This window comes from Rossellomorea vietnamensis, from assembly GCF_001305855.1.
Taxonomy (GTDB): domain Bacteria; phylum Bacillota; class Bacilli; order Bacillales; family Bacillaceae_B; genus Rossellomorea; species Rossellomorea vietnamensis_A.
In genome coordinates, this window is the sequence record NZ_LIXZ01000001.1 from 285,020 (window position 1) to 303,893 (window position 18,874).

The 18,874-nt window shown below is 41.8% G+C and carries 21 protein-coding genes and 2 riboswitches; of the genes, 4 read left to right on the forward strand and 17 right to left on the reverse strand.

Annotated elements, in window-relative coordinates:
* Nucleotides 1-52 precede the first annotated feature (52 nt).
* From AM506_RS01430 to AM506_RS01460, 7 genes are all read right to left on the reverse strand, one after another.
* Nucleotides 53-1,309, reverse strand: coding sequence for a hypothetical protein (locus AM506_RS01430; protein WP_060670072.1), 1,257 nt, complete (start codon nucleotides 1,307-1,309; stop codon nucleotides 53-55).
* A complete protein-coding gene (locus AM506_RS01435) occupies nucleotides 1,279-2,472 on the reverse strand; it encodes a DUF58 domain-containing protein (protein WP_060670074.1) in 1,194 nt (397 codons plus the stop codon). The genes AM506_RS01430 and AM506_RS01435 overlap by 31 nt, the downstream gene beginning before the upstream one ends.
* Nucleotides 2,472-3,410, reverse strand: coding sequence for an AAA family ATPase (locus tag AM506_RS01440; protein WP_060670076.1), 939 nt, complete (start codon nucleotides 3,408-3,410; stop codon nucleotides 2,472-2,474). The genes AM506_RS01435 and AM506_RS01440 overlap by 1 nt, the downstream gene beginning before the upstream one ends.
* A 149-nt stretch (nucleotides 3,411-3,559) precedes the next feature.
* Nucleotides 3,560-4,297 carry an SDR family NAD(P)-dependent oxidoreductase gene (locus AM506_RS01445; protein WP_235576017.1) on the reverse strand — a complete coding sequence of 246 codons (738 nt, stop codon included), beginning with the start codon at nucleotides 4,295-4,297 and terminating at the stop codon, nucleotides 3,560-3,562.
* Nucleotides 4,298-4,437: 140 nt separating this feature from the next.
* Complete coding sequence (locus AM506_RS01450) at nucleotides 4,438-4,617, reverse strand: aspartyl-phosphate phosphatase Spo0E family protein (protein WP_060670080.1); 180 nt, start codon at nucleotides 4,615-4,617, stop codon at nucleotides 4,438-4,440.
* A gap of 97 nt (nucleotides 4,618-4,714) precedes the next feature.
* Complete coding sequence (locus AM506_RS01455; RefSeq protein ID WP_060670082.1) at nucleotides 4,715-5,305, reverse strand: cell wall hydrolase; 591 nt, start codon at nucleotides 5,303-5,305, stop codon at nucleotides 4,715-4,717.
* A 195-nt stretch (nucleotides 5,306-5,500) separates the two neighbouring features.
* Nucleotides 5,501-5,695, reverse strand: coding sequence for a hypothetical protein (locus tag AM506_RS01460; protein ID WP_060670084.1), 195 nt, complete (start codon nucleotides 5,693-5,695; stop codon nucleotides 5,501-5,503).
* 166 nt (nucleotides 5,696-5,861) lie between these two features.
* Between AM506_RS01460 and AM506_RS01465 the strand changes: the two genes are divergently transcribed.
* Together AM506_RS01465 and AM506_RS01470 are read left to right on the forward strand one after the other, a co-directional pair.
* The gene (locus tag AM506_RS01465; RefSeq protein WP_044337597.1) at nucleotides 5,862-6,041 is read left to right on the forward strand and encodes a YkvS family protein; all 180 of its coding nucleotides are present in this window, start codon (nucleotides 5,862-5,864) and stop codon (nucleotides 6,039-6,041) included.
* Nucleotides 6,042-6,174: 133 nt separating this feature from the next.
* Nucleotides 6,175-7,557 (forward strand): DUF2254 domain-containing protein, encoded by a 1,383-nt coding sequence (locus AM506_RS01470; protein ID WP_060670086.1) that lies wholly within the window; start codon nucleotides 6,175-6,177, stop codon nucleotides 7,555-7,557.
* 41 nt (nucleotides 7,558-7,598) lie between these two features.
* On the opposite strand, the gene AM506_RS23050 is transcribed toward AM506_RS01470, so the two are convergent.
* From AM506_RS23050 to AM506_RS01515, 10 genes are all read right to left on the reverse strand, one after another.
* On the reverse strand, nucleotides 7,599-7,715 hold the full coding sequence (locus tag AM506_RS23050) for a DUF6254 family protein (RefSeq protein ID WP_235576018.1): 117 nt from the start codon (nucleotides 7,713-7,715) through the stop codon (nucleotides 7,599-7,601).
* 73 nt (nucleotides 7,716-7,788) lie between these two features.
* A complete protein-coding gene (locus tag AM506_RS01475) occupies nucleotides 7,789-8,820 on the reverse strand; it encodes a YkvI family membrane protein (RefSeq protein ID WP_060670088.1) in 1,032 nt (343 codons plus the stop codon).
* Between the two features lie 126 nt (nucleotides 8,821-8,946).
* Complete coding sequence (locus AM506_RS01480) at nucleotides 8,947-10,641, reverse strand: M3 family oligoendopeptidase (RefSeq protein WP_060670090.1); 1,695 nt, start codon at nucleotides 10,639-10,641, stop codon at nucleotides 8,947-8,949.
* Between the two features lie 144 nt (nucleotides 10,642-10,785).
* Nucleotides 10,786-11,244 (reverse strand): MarR family winged helix-turn-helix transcriptional regulator, encoded by a 459-nt coding sequence (locus tag AM506_RS01485; RefSeq protein ID WP_430340704.1) that lies wholly within the window; start codon nucleotides 11,242-11,244, stop codon nucleotides 10,786-10,788.
* Nucleotides 11,245-11,477: 233 nt separating this feature from the next.
* Nucleotides 11,478-11,723: an aspartyl-phosphate phosphatase Spo0E family protein gene (locus AM506_RS01490; RefSeq protein WP_060670094.1), complete on the reverse strand. Its 246-nt coding sequence runs from the start codon at nucleotides 11,721-11,723 to the stop codon at nucleotides 11,478-11,480.
* A gap of 216 nt (nucleotides 11,724-11,939) precedes the next feature.
* Nucleotides 11,940-12,452: a 1,2-dihydroxy-3-keto-5-methylthiopentene dioxygenase gene (locus tag AM506_RS01495; protein ID WP_060670095.1), complete on the reverse strand. Its 513-nt coding sequence runs from the start codon at nucleotides 12,450-12,452 to the stop codon at nucleotides 11,940-11,942.
* Complete coding sequence (locus tag AM506_RS01500) at nucleotides 12,449-13,096, reverse strand: methylthioribulose 1-phosphate dehydratase (protein ID WP_060670097.1); 648 nt, start codon at nucleotides 13,094-13,096, stop codon at nucleotides 12,449-12,451. The genes AM506_RS01495 and AM506_RS01500 overlap by 4 nt, the downstream gene beginning before the upstream one ends.
* Nucleotides 13,093-13,752: a 2-hydroxy-3-keto-5-methylthiopentenyl-1-phosphate phosphatase gene (locus tag AM506_RS01505; RefSeq protein WP_060670099.1), complete on the reverse strand. Its 660-nt coding sequence runs from the start codon at nucleotides 13,750-13,752 to the stop codon at nucleotides 13,093-13,095. The genes AM506_RS01500 and AM506_RS01505 overlap by 4 nt, the downstream gene beginning before the upstream one ends.
* A complete protein-coding gene (locus AM506_RS01510; protein ID WP_060670101.1) occupies nucleotides 13,752-14,966 on the reverse strand; it encodes a 2,3-diketo-5-methylthiopentyl-1-phosphate enolase in 1,215 nt (404 codons plus the stop codon). Before AM506_RS01510 ends, AM506_RS01505 begins: the two co-directional genes overlap by 1 nt.
* A 100-nt stretch (nucleotides 14,967-15,066) precedes the next feature.
* A riboswitch (SAM riboswitch) is annotated at nucleotides 15,067-15,169 on the reverse strand.
* A gap of 48 nt (nucleotides 15,170-15,217) precedes the next feature.
* The gene (locus tag AM506_RS01515; RefSeq protein WP_060670103.1) at nucleotides 15,218-16,402 is read right to left on the reverse strand and encodes a pyridoxal phosphate-dependent aminotransferase; all 1,185 of its coding nucleotides are present in this window, start codon (nucleotides 16,400-16,402) and stop codon (nucleotides 15,218-15,220) included.
* Nucleotides 16,403-16,525: 123 nt separating this feature from the next.
* Here AM506_RS01515 and AM506_RS01520 point away from each other — a divergent pair, with 123 nt between their 5' ends.
* Both AM506_RS01520 and mtnK read left to right on the forward strand, forming a co-directional pair.
* Nucleotides 16,526-17,308: a carbon-nitrogen family hydrolase gene (locus AM506_RS01520; RefSeq protein WP_060670105.1), complete on the forward strand. Its 783-nt coding sequence runs from the start codon at nucleotides 16,526-16,528 to the stop codon at nucleotides 17,306-17,308.
* Between the two features lie 92 nt (nucleotides 17,309-17,400).
* A riboswitch (SAM riboswitch) is annotated at nucleotides 17,401-17,556 on the forward strand.
* 118 nt (nucleotides 17,557-17,674) lie between these two features.
* A complete protein-coding gene (gene mtnK, locus AM506_RS01525; RefSeq protein WP_060670107.1) occupies nucleotides 17,675-18,859 on the forward strand; it encodes an S-methyl-5-thioribose kinase in 1,185 nt (394 codons plus the stop codon).
* Nucleotides 18,860-18,874 lie beyond the last annotated feature (15 nt).

Consider the following 18,874-nt stretch of genomic DNA (forward strand, 5'->3'; position numbering starts at 1 on the left):
ATTTAAAGAAGCCAATGCTTACAAAAACGACTCGTGTAAGCACTGGCTTCTTCTATAGATCTTCCCGTTCTTTCAACTCACCGATATGGTGTTCAATCTGATTTGTGAAGTAATCGACTTCTTGCTGACTTGGAACGGATTGACCGTATCTAACGCGTTCATAAAGAGAGAAAAATCGTTCAGATTCACTGAGGCCGATTCGTTTGAACCATAATTGAACGTTCTCATTCTGTTGTCTTCCCGCTCCCCATATGTGAGCTTCCCCCTCGAGCTTCTCCATCGATAGCCGGATTACGTCCCTTGCTTTTGAATACGAAATTCGATCCCTTTCATCATCCTCGACAGGGGTTACGATCTTTTGAGTCATCATCGTTGGAGAATTTTCTGCCTCCCTTGCCATGTCAAAGGAGGATTTCCGTTTCTTCACTAAATAAATGATGACTGCTATGACCAGTAATCCCAGCAGAACTTCATTCACCCAGGAAAATGATAATCCCTGACTAAGTTCAAAATTCTGTGCCTCTCCGAAATCCTGTTTTTGAACTTCGCTTCCATCTCCCTCCTGAGCATCCCTCGTACTTAAGAACATGTCTCTTAATTTTATTAACTGATGATAAATTGGATCCACCAAGAAAGAAAATACCCAAAACACCTTCTCTGCTCCCCAATAGATCCCTTTACTGGCCAACGAGCTGAATACCGCTATCAGGCCTCCCGCCAATGTTACTAAGAACCAGAGTCCCATTGGTTTCAACAGCACTCTTTTATGGCCGTTTCTTACATCGCCAAGCATTCTTTGAATCGGCGTGAGCGTGATGATGATTGAAAATAAGATGAATAATAGGCTGTAGATGATATACGTATTTCCCATGTCTCTTATGGAACCTGTCAATAATGAAACCGACGCGATAAATAAAAATATCAGGACAGATCCACTGTTCACTTCGATGGATGCATCTTTATTTTTGGAATAAGACGTGATTCTCCAATGTAAAAAAACCAATACAGCTAACATCACCCACCATGCGGCAGAGAAGAAGTAGATGCTTAGAACTAGAGAAATAGCGAGTGCCCCTAACAATAGTTTATATACGGATGGTTTTATCGTGCTTAGTATGAGAAATGTCATTACTATGACAAGTACCATACAAAGGGCCGGGACGTAGGTGCTTAATAGTACTTCTTTGGCAAAAAGGAATGTGGTCATTAATAGGGCGAATAAAATATCGATCCCGACATGCAGCCCCATTTTCACCATGAGCATTTGTTTATGTTTGATCAAGAAGGAACTTTCAGCGAACGTTTCCATAGTGTGACGACTCCTTGTTTTTGTTCTGAATTCAACTTGTAAACTTGGATTTTCTGTTTCTCAATCTTTATCAATAAAGCTTCTTCACGTGCCCCCAGTGCCCCTGCAGCAATAAATACAGAAGGAACCAATTGTCTGAGGTATAAATGCTTCAGAACAATATGGAATGGGATTGTAAACTCATCTGTCGATAGAGTAGAAAGCATTTCCATCCCTCTCTGCCTGTGAACCCTTCCTATTCCGGGCGGAAGATAATAGTACGGGGTCCCGCCCTGGGATCTCACGTTTAAGACAAGGGAGAAAGTGATATTTTGTTCTACCGCAAGCCTCATCATATAGGAGGCATATTGTATGATTTCTTCGAGCTGGTTTGTGATGGCATAGCGATCAGATAGATTGATGGCGATCATCCACTCTTTTTGGGTAGCTGGTGCATAGATCTTCGTTTGAAGGCTGCCGGTTCTGGCAGTTGCCTTCCAGTGAACATCCTGAAAGCGGTCTCCTTGGATGTAATCCCTTGTCCCTATCTGATGAAAGACATCATGAAATAATGAATGTTGGATGGGGACGTCCCCCTGTTTCCATGTGAGCTGTTGCTCAGCCATTTTCACGGGAGAATCTGCAGGGAATACGATAATGGTGGACGGGACATTATCGAGTAAATCCAAGAGTACTTTACCACTTCCGAATAAGTGGGGGATTTCTAACTGCATATTGGTAATCTTGCATAATCCCCTCCTTTTTCCTCGAACTGGTATGGAGATGCTTCCTTCATCATTTTTGCGGATGGAGAATGGGATGGACACTTCAATTTTTTCCTCCACCCCTGACGAGTAGGGGTGCATAGTGGGGATGACGATATCTTTAAATGTGATTTTCAACGTCGCACCCCAAATGGACATGCCTTTGTTTTGAAGTTGAAATTCCCACTTTTGCTCCTCATCGCAATGCAGCCTAATTCTCTTCGTGGTCCTTCCAATGCTGATGCCTTCACCAACTTTCAATAGATACCATTGATGGACCCTGAAATAGAGGATCATCAACAAAAAAATACCTAATCCTACATAGGAATGTACATAAAAGCTTGCTGCCCCAACGATGACAAGCAGGACCAGAGTCAAGGATATATAGGGATCTTCGACAATGTCACGTTTCCACTTCACTAAGCTTGCCTCGCTTCTACAGGAGTAACGGACATTTCTACAATTTGCTCGATCACTTCTTCGGCCGTTCTCGTTAAGGAAGACTCTATCGTTAATTGGATCCGGTGTTGCAGTACATATGGGGCAACGGCTACAATATCCTGCGGTCTTACAAAATCCCTGCCTTCGAGGAATGCTTGAGCCTGAGAGGCCTTGAGAAGTGCGAGGCTCGCTCGTGGGCTTGCACCTACCTCCACCCATTCATGTTCCCTTGTTCCCCTCGTAATTTGAAGGATATATGTTTCGATATCCTCGGATATATGTACTTCTTTAACTTGGCGGGTCAATGATTGTAACTCATCAAGACTTAACACTTTGTTGACTGTATTTAATGGTTCGGCTGATTTAAAGCGATTTAATATTCCTCTTTCTTCTTCAAAATCAGGATACGTAAACGGAATCTTCAATAAAAATCGGTCCAGCTGAGCCGCAGGCAGAGGAAAAGTTCCCTGCTGGGATTCAATCGGATTCTGAGTGGCAACCACGATAAACGGTGGCTCTAATGGGACGGTTTCACCGTCTATGGTGATTTGTTTTTCTTCCATTACTTCGAGTAAACTCGCCTGCGTTCTCGGAGTGGCCCTGTTAATCTCATCTGCCAAGAGGACGTTCGTGACTACGGGTCCTGTCCTTAGTTCAAATTCCTGTGTTTTCGGATTAAAAAACTGTATACCTGTCACATCACTCGGTAATACATCCGGTGTGAATTGGATCCTTTTAAATGCTCCATCGATACAGTGACTGAATGTTTTGGCGAGCAAAGTCTTACCTGTCCCGGGGACACTCTCCAATAGAACGTGTCCTTCTTGAAGTAGGGCAATTAATAACAGGTCGATTTCTTTGTCCTTCCCCACTAGCACTTTATTCATCTCTCTCTTGATTGAATCCAATCGATTCATTCTTTTTCCCCCTCATTCACTCTATTGATTAAATTTTCTAAATATATCATTTTTTCATTCTATCATAATTCGTTGTTAAATTATCCCTTTTCCTAAAAAAAAACCAACCACTTCACCTGGATGGTGAAGTGGTTGGTTTCTATATACCATTAATGCTCATAAATCATTTTCCTTGTCATCCCCCCATCTATGACAATGTTTTCGCCTGTGATGAAATCATTATCGGGGTGGGCAAGGAATAAGCATGCCCTCGCAATATCTTCAGGCTTCCCTACCCTGCCGGAAGGGTGCTGACGATGGTCGATGTCTCTCAGGGAGTCATAGTCTTCCGTTTGAATCCATCCCGGGCTGATGGAATTGACGCGGATCCCCATTTCGCTTAAGGTAATGGCCAGGGAATGAGTGAGGCTTACTATGCCTCCTTTTGTCGCTGAATAGGCTTCAGTATCAGGTTCAGACATAGCGGCCCTTGTGGAGGCCATATTTAATATGCACGCCCCTCGATCCTTCATTAATGGTGCCGCTTCCCGGGTGCAATAAAATACGCTACTTAAGTTTGATGATAGAATGCTGTTCCAATCCTCAGGTTCCATCTCCCAGAATGACATGAATCTGGAGACACCTGCATTATTAATCAAAACGTCAATCACCCCATGATCTTCTTTTATTTTATTAAAGACGACTTTCACCTCTTCGGGGACACCAACATCTGCTTCATGGAATTGTGTCGTATATCCCTCAGCATTAAGCCTATGAGAATGTTCTCTCCCCTTTTCTCCGTCCCTATCAATGAATTCAACCACGGCGCCCTTTCTGGCAAATTCTTCAACCAGTTTTTTCCCTATGCCACTGGCTCCCCCTGTGATACATACAATTTTGCTCTTCATTCTCTTCATCTCCCATCAAATGTTTATATAGAAGGATACCCTTAGCCCTGAAGGTTCAATCTACTTTAATAGAAAAGGGTTAACCCGATTGGAATTCTCTTTTTAAAATAGGAGAGATTTCCAAGGGTTAACCCTTTAAATTATTGGATCATTTTATGATGAGTTGTTTCTTTAGTATCATTTCGCTGATGAATATTGATCAAGGTATCCAGCTCTTTACTCAGTTGGATGGTCGTAGGACTGTTCAGCCCTAAACGAAGGCCAGACTCTATCATCTTCCACCTTACCAACTCAATTCGAGCAACAATAGTCCCATTCATCAACATCACCTCTTTTTCTTTTCTCTATTTTACTATTAATCCCACATAGAGGAAAGAAAAAGATACCCAAAAGTTCATTTATTGTTGAGGATTATTCTTACTTTGCGAATCGGTGTTTTCCGATTGTCAGCAAGGTTTCCCTGTTTGTGATCCAGTCACTTGTAGATGTCACTGGATTATAGAAAAAGAGTGAGCCCTTCCCCTGCCCCCTGAATGCCAAGGCTTCCTGGACAGCATCCCTTGCTTCCTGTGAAGGCGCCTGGTTGATTTGTCCGTTTTGTACAGGTGAGAAAGCAAAGTGCCCATTTGATACCTGATAGATTACATTTTTGATAGTGTCAGGAAATTCAGTAGAATCCACTCTATTTAGTACGACGGTTGCGACTGCGACTTTTCCTGCATACGGCTCCCCTTTCGCTTCTGCATGTACAAGCTTTGCAAGCAACTCCCGATCTTCTTTTGTGACATTATTGTCAGGGATCTCGATTGTTTGACCTGGGTGGATTTCATTGGATTTCAGATTATTTGCTTCCTTTAATTGAATGACGGATACAGATTTCTCTTTACCGATATCCCACAGGGACTCACCCTTTTCTACATTGTACATGTCCCCTGCAGCAAATGTTTGAGTAGAGAATGTAACAAAAGAAAGTGCTGCAATTCCTAAAATAAAGCTTTTCTTAATCATATTTCTACCTCCTAAATAGCGCTCCCCCATAAGATAACAATCTATGGGGAGAATTTCAGCAGGTAATGGTTACCACCAATCTTTCATGCTTCTATACTAAATGAGGAAACCCGTTCATATAATGAGCATATACGGCAAGACTCCAATGCCCGCAAATGAACAAAAAAAAGCAGAGGATGATCTCCTCCACTTCGTTTAACTTCGCGGTGTATCAAGATATTGAAAAAGGATATTCCCACCTTGTTTAGCTATCCCTCGGAATTGTTTAAAATCATCCTGTTTCACCAGCACAGACCGGAAAGCAAGAAAATCTTCCTTCAATACCATTATTTCCTCTACTTCTCTTGCACGCAATGACTGCAACTGTTTAAGAATTTCTGTTTCACTCATATCCATAACCTCCATCTTCACTGTTTCTATTGTAGTTTCAAAAGGCTAATGAGCTCAAGTCATAAATTTTATATGGAATTTTTAGAAAACTCTTTACCTTTTCGTGACTTTACGTCAAAATATTAGTAATTGTTTGTAGAAATTTGCCAAAAAGGAGCGGCTTTTGATGAAAAAAGCAGAAATTGGAAATGTGATTGAATTTAGAGAAGGATTAAAAGGAATCGTTGAGAAAGTGAATGAAAATTCAGTAATCGTCGATTTAACTTATATGAAGAATTATCGAGATCTTGAATTAGAAGAAAAGACGGTAGTGAATCACAAAAACTATAAAATTGTAGAGGCATAAATACTACAAATATATTCTAAGAGGTGGAGGACTCCCTCCTCCTTTTTTTGATGTAAGACAACATAGAAAGGTTTACGGTGACGCCTTTGAGGTTATTCTTATAGCATACTGTCCCGTAAGGTGGAACCCTGTTATGAACCTGAATATACATATATTGAATAAAGCGCAAAAAAGCTTTTGGTTTGTGCCATTTTTATTCTCACTGATTTCTTTACTTCTTTCTCTTGTCACCTTTTATTTTGATTGGTGGTTAAGTCAGCATAACTACCCCATCTTCCCAAAGGTTTTGTTCTCTAATTTCAACTTATCCATGACCATCATCAGTACGATTGCATCATCGATCATGACGATGACGACCATTACCTTTTCAACCATCATGGTTGTTCTCACGACATTTCTATCCCAGTATTCACCCAGGACCTTACAGAATTTCATCAATGATCGCCCTACTCAGCGGGTGCTTGCCATCTTTGTGTCAGGTGTGGTTTATTGCATCACCCTGCTGGTCCTCCTCCATGATGAATCGGGTCAGGAATTATATATCTCTTCAGCTTTTGCAGGCATAGTGGCAGTTATTTGTTTATTTGTCTTCGTATTTTTCGTGCACCATGTCTCCAATTGGGTGAAGGTGAGCAATTTAATCCATAACATCACCATTAAAACGAATAATAAAATTGACAATAGCTACCTCTATAGAAGGAATGCCATTCAAGAGGACCCATCCACATTCAATGAGTCTTTCTTTAAAGAAACTGAACCCATCAATGTGTTCAGTGAAGCGTCCGGTTATCTACAACAGATAGATATTGAAGGGATGATCAAAAAAGCCGGGAAGGATAAGAGTATCGTCCGGATGGTGAAGACACCTGGCGAATACCTACTTGAGGGAACCCCTGTGATGACGATTTGGACGGTGAATGAAGATATTGATGCTGAAGACTACCTTGGCTACCTTGTACTGGGACCTGATAAAGAGCCGATGGAAGACATTGAACTCGGGATCCGTAAGCTTGTAGAAATAGCCTTAAGGGCCATTTCCCCTGCCATCAACGACCCTAATACAGCCAAAAACTGCATTGAAGAAATCGGGATCATTCTTTCAAAGCTCGCAAAACACAAGCTTCCAAGCTCATATTTGACAGATGATGAAAATCAGTTGCGAATCATTTTAGAACAGCCAACCTTTGTTGATTATTTATATAAAAGCTTTTATCAATTAAGACATTACGGTAAACAAGATGTATCCATCATTGCAGAAATCCTGCGTTCACTGAGAATGATTAGTGAAAATAACAACGGTGAAACAAAGCGCCTTGTCTGGACATTCAAGAATTATATCCTTGAAGGCATCGACTATGACTGCCTGCAGGACCTTGATATGCAGTACATTATGAGACATCTTGACGAATTGGCCGCAGCTTGTGGTAAAGAAGAGTGGGACAAAGATGAAGTGCGAAATAAATACTTTCCCGAGCAATACAAAACCGATGACTCCTATCATCACGATAAAGAATGATAACGTAAAAAAACGGATGCCCTTTAGCATCCGTTTTCCTTTTATTTATTTTTCTTTCCTTCTGAAAGCTCCTTGAACGAAGAAACTTTACCGTGAGGATGCTGCTCCTCTTTTCTTACATTCCACTGTCTTTCTTTTTCGTGTTTGGACTGCGTCATGTTTGCCACTCCTTTTGATTATTTATTCTCTATTAACATGAGCAGCAGACTCACTTTTTACTCTTTTTGAACATTATTTATTCGGCTTCATCCAGAGAAGAATAATGAATAACAAACTCATATATCCAAATAGAGGGTACAAATAGGATAGGAGTTCGCTGTACTCAAAGAAGCTCAAAGAATAAATCATCATGAAGATACCGGTAAAAGTCAATAGGGGTGAGCCCTTCCAATAACTTGCCAGCTGTTTTTCGAGCCCGAATACCCCCCCGATGACAGAAGTGAAAATCTCACCATAAATAATGAGGATATAAATAAAGTAGAAGCCCGATACAAATGACTTCATCACTACGGCCATGGGAATCTGATACTGGGTTACGTTTGGAATCATAACGAGCGTGATATGACTGGAGATCAATATGAGTGTGAGAAAAAATCCGCCAAGATATCCCCCATATTTAATGATTTCCCGATCTTTCACTTCTCCTGCAACTGGAACGAGAACAGCCTGTGCCATGGCTAAATTGAAGGCAACATATGAAAATGGAGCCACGACCGATTTCCATCCATCTTCCGCATGAGGGATCATCAGGAAGGCATCCAAAAAATCCGCATGGCGAACAGAATACACCATCAGGAACAAATTGAAGACAATCATAAGAGGAACGACAAACGTATTCACAGCAAATAAGCCCTTAATACCTACCATCATCGTGAAAAAACCCAATGCGATGGTCAATAATATGCCTAACTGTTTGGATAATAGGAGCTGCTCCTGAAAGACTGCCCCGGCCCCTGAAAGCATGACGGCTGAAACTCCGATCAGCATGATCATCATGACGATATTCATGATCTTTGAAAACCATTTGCCAAATAAATATTCATTGAATTCCTCGAAAGACTTCGCTTTAATATCATGGGATTTGAGCATGATCTTGGTTCCCATCGTAATAAATAAGTATCCACTAAGTAATATGGCAATAAACCCGACAAAACCAAATCGGGTGAAAAACTCGACAATTTCCCTTCCCGTTGCAAAGCCGGCTCCTATGACAGTACCTACATATACTGCTGCTATTTGAAACGATCCAGCCATCTTTTTCATCCCATCACCCCTGACACCTTCTACTTCACCTTATGTACAAGCATGGAAAATCAGAAGCAAAAGAACATAATTCTTTAATTAAACGAAAAAAAAGCAACCGCATAAAATACGGCTGCCCAGTTTCATTTATAGGTTTGTATCATCGATTCCATTTAACCACTGCCTGATTGGTTCGATTACTTTTTCGACCGTTCCCTCCTGGAAAGGGGAGTCTAGATGGGCCGCTTCCACCAGTGCTGTGAATGAACGGCTGCCACCCAGTTTACAAAGGGCAACATAGTCACTCCATGCCCTTTCACGATCCTCATTCATTTTCTTCCAAAATTGAAAAGCACAGATTTGAGCTAACGTATAATCAATATAGTAGAATGGGGAATTGTAAATATGGGATTGGCGCTGCCAGAACCCTCCATTTTCTAAATACGAAACCCCATCATAGTCTTTGTGTGGCAGATACTCTTCCTCGATCTTTCTCCATGCTGCGTTCCGTTCAGCAGGTGTGGCTTCCGGATTCTCATACACAAAATGCTGGAATTCATCGACCGCTACACCGTACGGGAGAAATTGCAATGCCTCACTCAAATGGGAGAATTGATACTTATCCGTATCTTCCTTAAAGAAATAATTCATCCATGGCCATGTGAAAAATTCCATGCTCATGGAATGGATCTCACACGCTTCGTACGTTGGCCAAATGTATTCCGGAATATCGAAACCACGGCTTGAATATACTTGGAAAGCGTGGCCCGCTTCGTGTGTCAATACATCGATATCGCCAGACGTTCCATTGAAGTTCGAGAAGATATAGGGTGCTTCATACCCTGCAATATATGTACAATATCCACCTCCGGCTTTCCCCTTCTTCGCTTCTAAATCCATGAGATTGCGTTCAATCATGAAGTCAAAGAATTCCTTTGTCTCAGGTGACAACTCTTCATACATTTTCTTACCATTGTCAATGATCCACTGAGGGTCTCCTTTAGGGGATGCGTTGCCGGATGTGAATTTAAATCCTTCATCATAAAATTTCATGGAGTCGATTCCGATCCGCTTCCCCTGTCTTTCTTTCAGCTCTGTAGAAAGAGGAACGATATGCTCCTTCACCTGATCACGGAATGCCTTTACCATATCTGGTGTATAATCCGTTCTCGTCATGCGATAATAACCCAACTCAACAAAGTTCTTATATCCTAACGTCGTCGCAATCGTATGCCGGACTTTAACTAACTCATCGAATAAACGGTCTAATTCTTCCTGATTTTCTTCAAAGAAAGAGACGGTGGCAAAGGCCGCTTCTTTCCTTGTACCGCGATTTACGGATTGTGTAAAGGGACCCATTTGGGCCAATGTTCTCTCTTCGCCTTCAAAAGGGATCTTGGCAGAAGCCATCAGTTTCGTATATTGGGAAGAAAGCTTATTTTCTTTTTGAAGCAGAGTGATAATTTCCGGGGAGAACGTCTTGATTTCACTCTCTGCTAGAGAAAATAACTGCTTACCCCACTTATCTTCCAGTTCCTTACGATATGGGGAGTTCACCAGTTCCCGATAATATTCTGTCACCATGCCTGAAACCTCAGGCATCATTTCATCGATATACTCCTGCTCTTCTTTGTAAAAGGCATCATTTGTATCGATGGAATGCCTTATATAGCAAATATTCTGCATGGTGTCGATGGTAAGTCGAATGTCATTGATTTCCTTGATCGCTTCCACCTGTTCTGAAACGTCTGAAGCTTCTTTGAATTTCTGGAGTACCTTTTCGAATGCCGGCTTAATCTCTTCCAGATTTGGTCTTTCATATGTATAATCTTCAAACTTCATGCTTTGTGCCTCCTCTTAAATTCATCCCGATTATAGGTATTCGACTTCAAAGCCGGAATCTCCTGTTAAGATAGGGATCGATTTCATTAAAATCTCCTCAAAATAAAAGCCCCGTCTATAATAGACAGGGCAACATCATAGGGCCTAATAGGACAGATCTTTAATGGATAGTCCAAGCTTTTTTAACATTTGAATGGTTTCTTCTTTTTCGTCGGGAGACAGTGCAGACATCAATTCGTGTATTCGGTTCTCATGGTTAGGGAAAATATCATCGATCAACCCTCTTCCATTTTCAGTAATCTGGGCGTATGTCACCCGACGATCCTTTGGACAGGCAACACGTTTAAGATACCCCTTTTTTTCAAGCTTATCGACTACGTAAGTGATGCTTCCTGAAGCTAACAGGATCTTCCCTCCAATTTGCTGCAAAGGCTGGTCTCCCTTATGATAGAGAAGCTCAAGTACGGCAAATTCAGTCGGGTTCAACCCATTTTCTTGAATGTTCTTATTTATCTCTTCGTTTAAAGCTTTAAAAGCTCTGGATAGGACTATAAAAAGTTTCAAAGACTGTTTTGTATTTTGTTTCTCGGTCATAGCATTCATTCCTTTAAAGAATATATCTCAGTTTCAAAATATTATACAAATATATCCGGTCATTGTCAACTGTCAGAGACTTTCTGCCGGAGTAAAAAGCAAAGGACGGCCCGTGTTTGGCGAACCGTCCTTTGCTTTTGAAATAACGACAAATCAGTTTTGTTAAAGTGATGTGAATGTGGAATTGAACGGAGATTCTTTTTCTCATATACCTGAATGATGAGGGATTTCCTGGTGAGTGGTCAAGAAGCAGTGCGTTTCAATAAACTCTTAATGTATTGCCCTAATTCGCTTGATGATTCATGCAATGACTGAGATTCACTATTATTTATGCACTTTTCATAGTCGTTCAACAGCTGATCCAATTGCTGGCTGCATTTGATTGTCTCCTCAGCACATAATCCTAAGTTTACTCCCATTGATACCATTTCCGAGCGCTTGTGGTTGATTTTCAATAAAAGCCACTTCTGTTTAAATAAACGACCCATTTCTACTAAACTCCTTTTTTTAGCTCCTAGTCTTTTTAAAGTAAAATCATTACTTGAGCATTATCGCAAGTATTATCAGAAAAGTAAATAGATTCGCAAAACAAGACAAAATAACTAGTATTATTGCTGAATTAGACATTTTTCGCCACAAACGCATCCTGCAAAAATAAAAGGATAGACAAAAAGAAACGTCTCTTTGTCTATCCTGATAGATGATCAATAGATTGGTACCCAGCCTTCCTGGGTGACGAAAATGCGGACTGCGACTACTTTCTTATCATCGCTTAAGGTGAAATAGTGGCGGATGTTTTCAGGAACGGAAATTAAGTCCCCCGGATTCAGGTGTACCTCAAAGAAATCCCCGTCCCTTCCTTGAATGACAAACACGCCATGTCCATTTACTATAAAGCGTACTTCATCATCTGTATGATGGTGTTCCTGTTGGAAATTCTTTAATAGCTCTTCAAGATTTGGTGTGCTGTCGGAAAGGGAGATCACATCCCGGGCCTGATATCCCCTGCGTGCTGAAATATCTTCTATCTCTTCTTTAAACGTTGAAAGAATTGCCTCTTTATCATCTTCGGTTAAAGCGTATCTGTCCCTTAGTGATTCGTCCAGCTTTTCAATATTCCAATGTTCATAGATTACCCCTTGTTCATTTAAATACTTTACTACATCTTCCTGATGATCAATGATCTGATTTATCCCCTGAATATTAATTGTTGTCATAATTTCACTCCTCCCTTAGGAATGGATTTTGTAGTTGTTAATGATAATACAGTGAGTTGGTATTGGAACAGAAACTCACAAGCTTCCAATAGTTTCTTAGCTTCAAAAGCTGTACGGCCCCAAACGGTAATTCCATGATTACGAATGAGTACGGCCCCTTTATCTTCTTGAATGTATGGGTGGAAGGTATCCGCTAAGGTTGGGATATGTGCATGATTATGAATGATGGGAATCGACAGGGAATCATGTTCACCCCATTTATCCCATGCTTTAATCAGTTCCTGGTTTCTGAATGTGATGACACCCTCATCTCCATACAGTTCACTGATCACATTATTGGCAACAGTATGGACATGTAAGCTGCATCCTGCTGAACTCTCGTTGAATATGTGACTATGGAGCAGTGTTTCGGCAGATGGACGCAACCCTGTTTCCTCCATCGCCTCACCATGTGCATTCACGAGGAGAAAATCTTCTTTCGTGTGCTTTCGCTTATCCTTTCCACTTGCCGTAACCAGGAAAGATACAGGCGATGATCCCACACGTATCGCCAGGTTTCCGCTTGTTCCCATAAACCAGTCCCTGTCTGCTAATTCTCTTTTGATATCAGCGAGCTCTTCCCATTCGGATTGATATGACTTCATATTGTCACTCCTTTTTCTATCACTTTTATGCAATCGTGAAATGATTCAAAAGGATGATACGGGATTCCCTTTTCTTCACAAGCACGTGCCAAATAGTCCCTTGCGAGTACTGTATCACCAAGCTTCGCCATCTCGATATCTGTGACAGAGTCCCCAATTACAATCACCTCATGATTTTCTAATGATAAAGCCCTCATGATGGCAGGCTTACAGCATCCACATCCCTTATTTTCACACTGCACATCACATGGATATGGCCAATGAATCGTTATGGTGGAATCGTTAAAGCTCGCTTCGTTACAATAAACCGCCTTAAAAGGCTCAAATTCTTTTAGTAACGGATGAACAAAGAAGTCCATTCCCCCACTAACGATATACAAAGGAATCTCATTAATTTTTGTATAGTCTACAAATTCCTTAAACCCTTCACGTATAACCGCTGTTTCCACCAGATATTGAATCATATCGTCTTTCTGTGAAGAAGGAATAAGTGAAAACATCTTGCTTACACCTTCTTTGATCGAGATTGATTGATTTAAAATATCATCTTTAATAGGTTCCCATTCTGGTGGAGCAAATGCTTTCATCAATGAAATGATATTATCTGTTTCTGTGATCGTCCCATCAAAATCACAGAATATCACCGGATGACTCATTACACCTTTACCTCCCCTCCCCATAGGGACAGGGCTTTCTCCAGTTCTTCATGGGTTTTGGCTGCCTCACGGAGTGACGTGCCGTTTAATACAGCATCGATCGCTTGAACGAATGCCCTTCCTCCTCCAATTGCACCGTCCGGGTGACCGTGAATGCCTCCTCCGGCATTAATGACACAATCTGTACCGAAATCCTTCACCAAAAGGGGGACAAGCGCCGGGTGAATTCCCGCCGATGGTACCGGCAATGTTTTCTTCAAATGAGCGTCATCCTTCGTTAATTCACGGCTTATGGATAGAACATTGCTTTTCTCTAGTGCGACACTTCCATACGGAGATGGGAATAGTGAAAAATCAGCCCCGGCCATTCGCAATAATTTCCCCAACCATAAAGAGTAACTCACACCATATTGGGGAGATGCAGCAGCAGCCCCGGCAAATGCTGGATGAGCCATGATAGGCAATGAAATCTCAGGGTCCTCTCTCAATTCCTGCAGAACATCGAGACCGTATGAAAATACATTGAATAAAAGAGCATCGGCTCCAAACTCACTGGCTTTCCTTGCTTTGTCCCGTAATTGTGAAGTTTTCCCTGTCAGATTTACGGCATACAATGTTCTCTTACCTGTTTCCTCAAATACGCCGTCCAGCACTTTTTTTCCTAATCTCACTCTTTCATAAAAGGGAGTCAGGGAATTATCAAATAATATTTCATCATCTTTAACTACATTGACTCCGCCGAGGGCCTGAGCTCTTAGCTGATTTTCAAGGAAAGTGAGATCCCTGCCGATCACTCCTTTAAAAATACTCATTAACAGCGGTCTTTCATAAACCCCTGTTAATTCTCTGATGCCTTCAATCCCATAACGTGGACCGGGATATGACTTTTTCAAGTCTTCTGAAAAATCCAGATCCAGTAATTTCACTTCACCATCGAGGGAAAGCTTACCGAACACCGTTGTAAGGATAGCCGGGATATCATTGGAATAATTATGACCGGGATACCCGATCTTCACCTCAGCCCTGGAACCATCATCGTCCTCCCAGTCTTCCACTGAAACGACTCTTCCCTTGTACTTTCTCAATTGTTCCTGCTCAAGAAGCGGCAAGTCCGTCCATGACCCGACCGTTAGTCCCAAAGCAATCCCTTCTGCCTTTTTCCCGAATGAACCACTCTTTCCCTTTAGTTGATACGTTGCTATCACTTCACTCATTCGTATTACCTCCCTATGTAAAAGCCCTTCTCCTGATTTCATCTTGCCGTCAAACAAAAAAACCTCTTCCAAATAAGAAGAGGTTTACATTCGTCACTCTTTCTTATCTGTCAGCTGTACAACTGCAAGAATTAGCACCGTGCTTAAATAAGTCGGTTGCCGGGCTTCATCGGGCTGGTCCCTCCGCCTGCTCTTGATAAGAATTTCATTCAATTAATTCAGTTGGATTATTGCACCAATTTCAACAGTTGTCAATCCCTTTTGTGAAACAATTCTAAACTTTCTATACGAGAAATCGCCTCTTTTATCCGATCATTTGTGGTTAAAAGACCAACACGTACATATCCTTCTCCACATTCACCAAAGCCTACACCCGGTGCAACGGCCACCTGGATTTTTTCAAGTAAATAAGTTGAGAACTCAACAGATGTGAACCCTTCAGGCACCTTAAGCCAGGCAAAGAAGGAACCTTGTGGAGCTTTCACATCCCATCCTATACCCTGGAGTCCCGAGATGAGCAGCTGTCTTCGCTCTTCATATGTTGCAACCAGTTCCCTTACGCAATCCTGCGAACTAAGTAAAGCGGTAGTGGCTGCTTCTTGAATCGCTCCGAACAGGCTTACGTAAAGGTGATCCTGGAGGAGATTGATCGCTTCAATGACACTCTTATTCCCAACGGCAAAACCTACTCTCCAGCCCGCCATATTATAAGTCTTCGATAATGTATAGATCTCAATTCCCACATCCTTTGCACCATCCGTCTCAAGAAAACTCACAGGCTTCTGTCCATCGAAACCGATCGCCCCATAAGCAAAGTCATGCACTACACAAATATCATGCTTTGACGCAAGTTTCACCGTTTCCTCAAAAAAGGATTTTGTCGCGGTTGCACCGGTTGGATTATTGGGATAGTTGATGAACATCAATTTCGCCCTTTCCAATTCTTCACGGGAATGCACCCGATAGTCCGGGAGAAACCCATTTTCCTCTTTCAACGGCATCTTGATCATATTGGCTTCTGCCAATGCGACCCCGGATACATAATCCGGATAACCGGGATCAGGCACTAGTACTCCATCCCCGGGGTTCAATAAACATTGAGGGATCTCCACTAACCCGGCCTTTCCTCCGAATAGGACCGCTACTTCGGTTTCGGGATCTATCTCCACACCGTATTCGCATAAATAGAAGGCTGCAATTGCCTCTTTAAAGCTCGTTAAGCCACGAAATGGTGGATATTTATGATTGGATGGAGATTGAGCTGCTTCTGTTAATTTTTCCACAATATGTGGAGGGGTAGGCTGATCCGGATTTCCCTGCCCCAAATTAATGACGTCATACCCCTCATTCACAACAGCATTCACGGTTCCTGCCAGGGAAGCAAAAAATTGTTGTGGTAGTAAATCCAATCGTTTTGCTCTTTCAAAGTTTTTCATACATTCACCCACTCATTTTTTTGAAAATTAATTACTTTCAAATTCTAGTCACAAATGATATAACGGAACATAAAGAATGTAAAGGAATAATTGACAAAAAGTACATAAAACGAGGTGAAGGTAATGATTCAAAAGGTTGGTCTCGCCCAGATGGATATTGTGTTTGGAAAACCTGAAGATAACAAGGTGAAAGTGGAAAAGTGGGTCAAAAAAGCAAAGGAAGAGGGGTGCGGTACCGTCGTTCTTCCCGAGCTGTGGACGACAGGTTATGATCTTACACGGATAGAGGAGATCGCAGATGAAGAAGCCGAGGATTCTTCATCCTTCCTGACTTCCCTTTCAAAAAAGTATTCCATTCACATCGTAGGTGGTTCTGTTGCCAATAAATCAAAAGATGGGGTAAGAAATACACTTCTGGTGGCGGATGCTAATGGCGGGTTGGTGAAACGGTATTCTAAGCTTCACTTATTCAAACTAATGAATGAGCATCATTATTTACTTCCTGGACATGAAGACGGGGCATTTTCTCTTGATGGTACCATGATGGCAGGACTCATTTGTTACGATATACGCTTTCCTGAATGGTTCAGGAAACATGTCATGATGGGAGCAAAGATAGTATTTGTGGTTGCCGAATGGCCGGCAGCGAGAATTGATCACTGGCAGACTCTCTTAACCTCACGTGCAATTGAAAATCAATGTTTTGTCATTGCATGTAACCGTGTTGGGAGTGACCCTGCCAATGAATTCGGCGGCTCATCCCTTATCATCGACCCATGGGGAAAAATACTTGCAAAAGGAACTCAAAGTGAACAGCTGGTCTCTGCTGAAATCAATTTACAGGAAGTAGAAAAAGTCCGCAAACAAATTCCTGTCTTTCAAGATCGGAGACCCGAATTTTATTAGAATACTAAAAAAACCGTTGACATGGAAAATACTTCAATGATACCATTCAATTCAAATGAACATTCAGAATTTTAATTTAATAGCTTACGCAACTCTTATCAAGAGCTGGCTGAGGGATTTGGCCCTATGAAGCCCAGCAACCGACCATAATACCGTTATTAAACGGGGCGCAGAATGCGCCGGATGATCAATCCAGCAAGGCACGGTGCTAATTCCAACAGAAAGATAATCTTTCTGGGAGATAAGAGGCGAAGAAGATGACTCTTCAAGCCTCTTTCGAACATGGAAAGAGGCTTTTCTTATGCAACAGAAAAGCCTCCCTAACGCCCTTTCTTTCATAAGGGTGCACTAAAAGGAGGAACGAAAATGGCAATCACTAAACTCGATACGTATCAACCATTGACGGAACAGTCGGCCATCGCTATGGCCGTTCATTTAGGGATCTTTGAAGATGGCTCACTTTTAACTTGTGAAGAAATCGGGGATGGGAACTTGAATCTGGTTTTTCATGTAGTGGAAAGGGATACAGGGAAAGGAATTATCATCAAACAAGCCCTCCCCTATGCAAAGGTTGTAGGGGAAAGCTGGCCACTTACGATCGAACGGGCAAGAATTGAAGCGGGTGCACTGCACCTTCAGCGATCATTTGTAGGTGACCTCGTCCCGGAAGTGTATCATTCTGATCCATCCCTTGCCGTCACAGTGATGGAGGATCTAAGCAACCTCACAATCGCACGTGCCGGCCTGATCAATGGGAATAAGTACCCCAGGTTATCGGATGACATTGGTACATTTCTTGCAAACACATTATACTTCACATCTGATTATGCCCTTCATCCATTTAAGAAAAAGGAGTATGTGAAGGAATTTTCAAATCCTGAGCTGTGCAAAATCACAGAGGACCTAGTATTCACGGATCCTTTTTTCAACAGTGAAACGAATGAGTTTGAGGAGGAATTATCCGGGGATGTACAACAATTATGGGAAGATTTCAATGTAAAGCTCGAGGTCGCAAAGCTCAAAAAGAGTTTTCTTACCGAAGGGGAAGCCCTGCTTCATGGAGACCTCCATACGGGCAGTATCTTTGTAGATGAGAAGCATACAAAAGTCATTGACCCGGAGTTTGCATTCTATGGACCAATCGGTTTCGATATCGGTCAGTTTATTGCGAACCTTATTTTCCAAGTGATCTCTAAACCCCATGATAAGGAATCCATCCTCCATCATATCGAAAATACTTGGATCGTCTTCTCTACTACGTTCTCCAGACATTGGAAGGAAAGTGGAGACGCCTATACAAAGGTGAATGGGTACCTTGAGTATGTACTGGAGAAGAGCTTTCAGGACAGCATCGGTTTTGCAGGATGCGAGTGCATAAGAAGGACGATTGGTCTTGCACATGTGGATGACCTCGAGAGCATTGAAGACAAAGACCAAAGATTAAAGGCCAAACGGGCATGCCTGAACCTTGGAAAAAAACTGATAGTTAATCGGAAACACATTCATTCCATTGAAGAGCTTCTGAATTTAGTTCGATCATATTCTGAATAATTAAAGGAGATACTC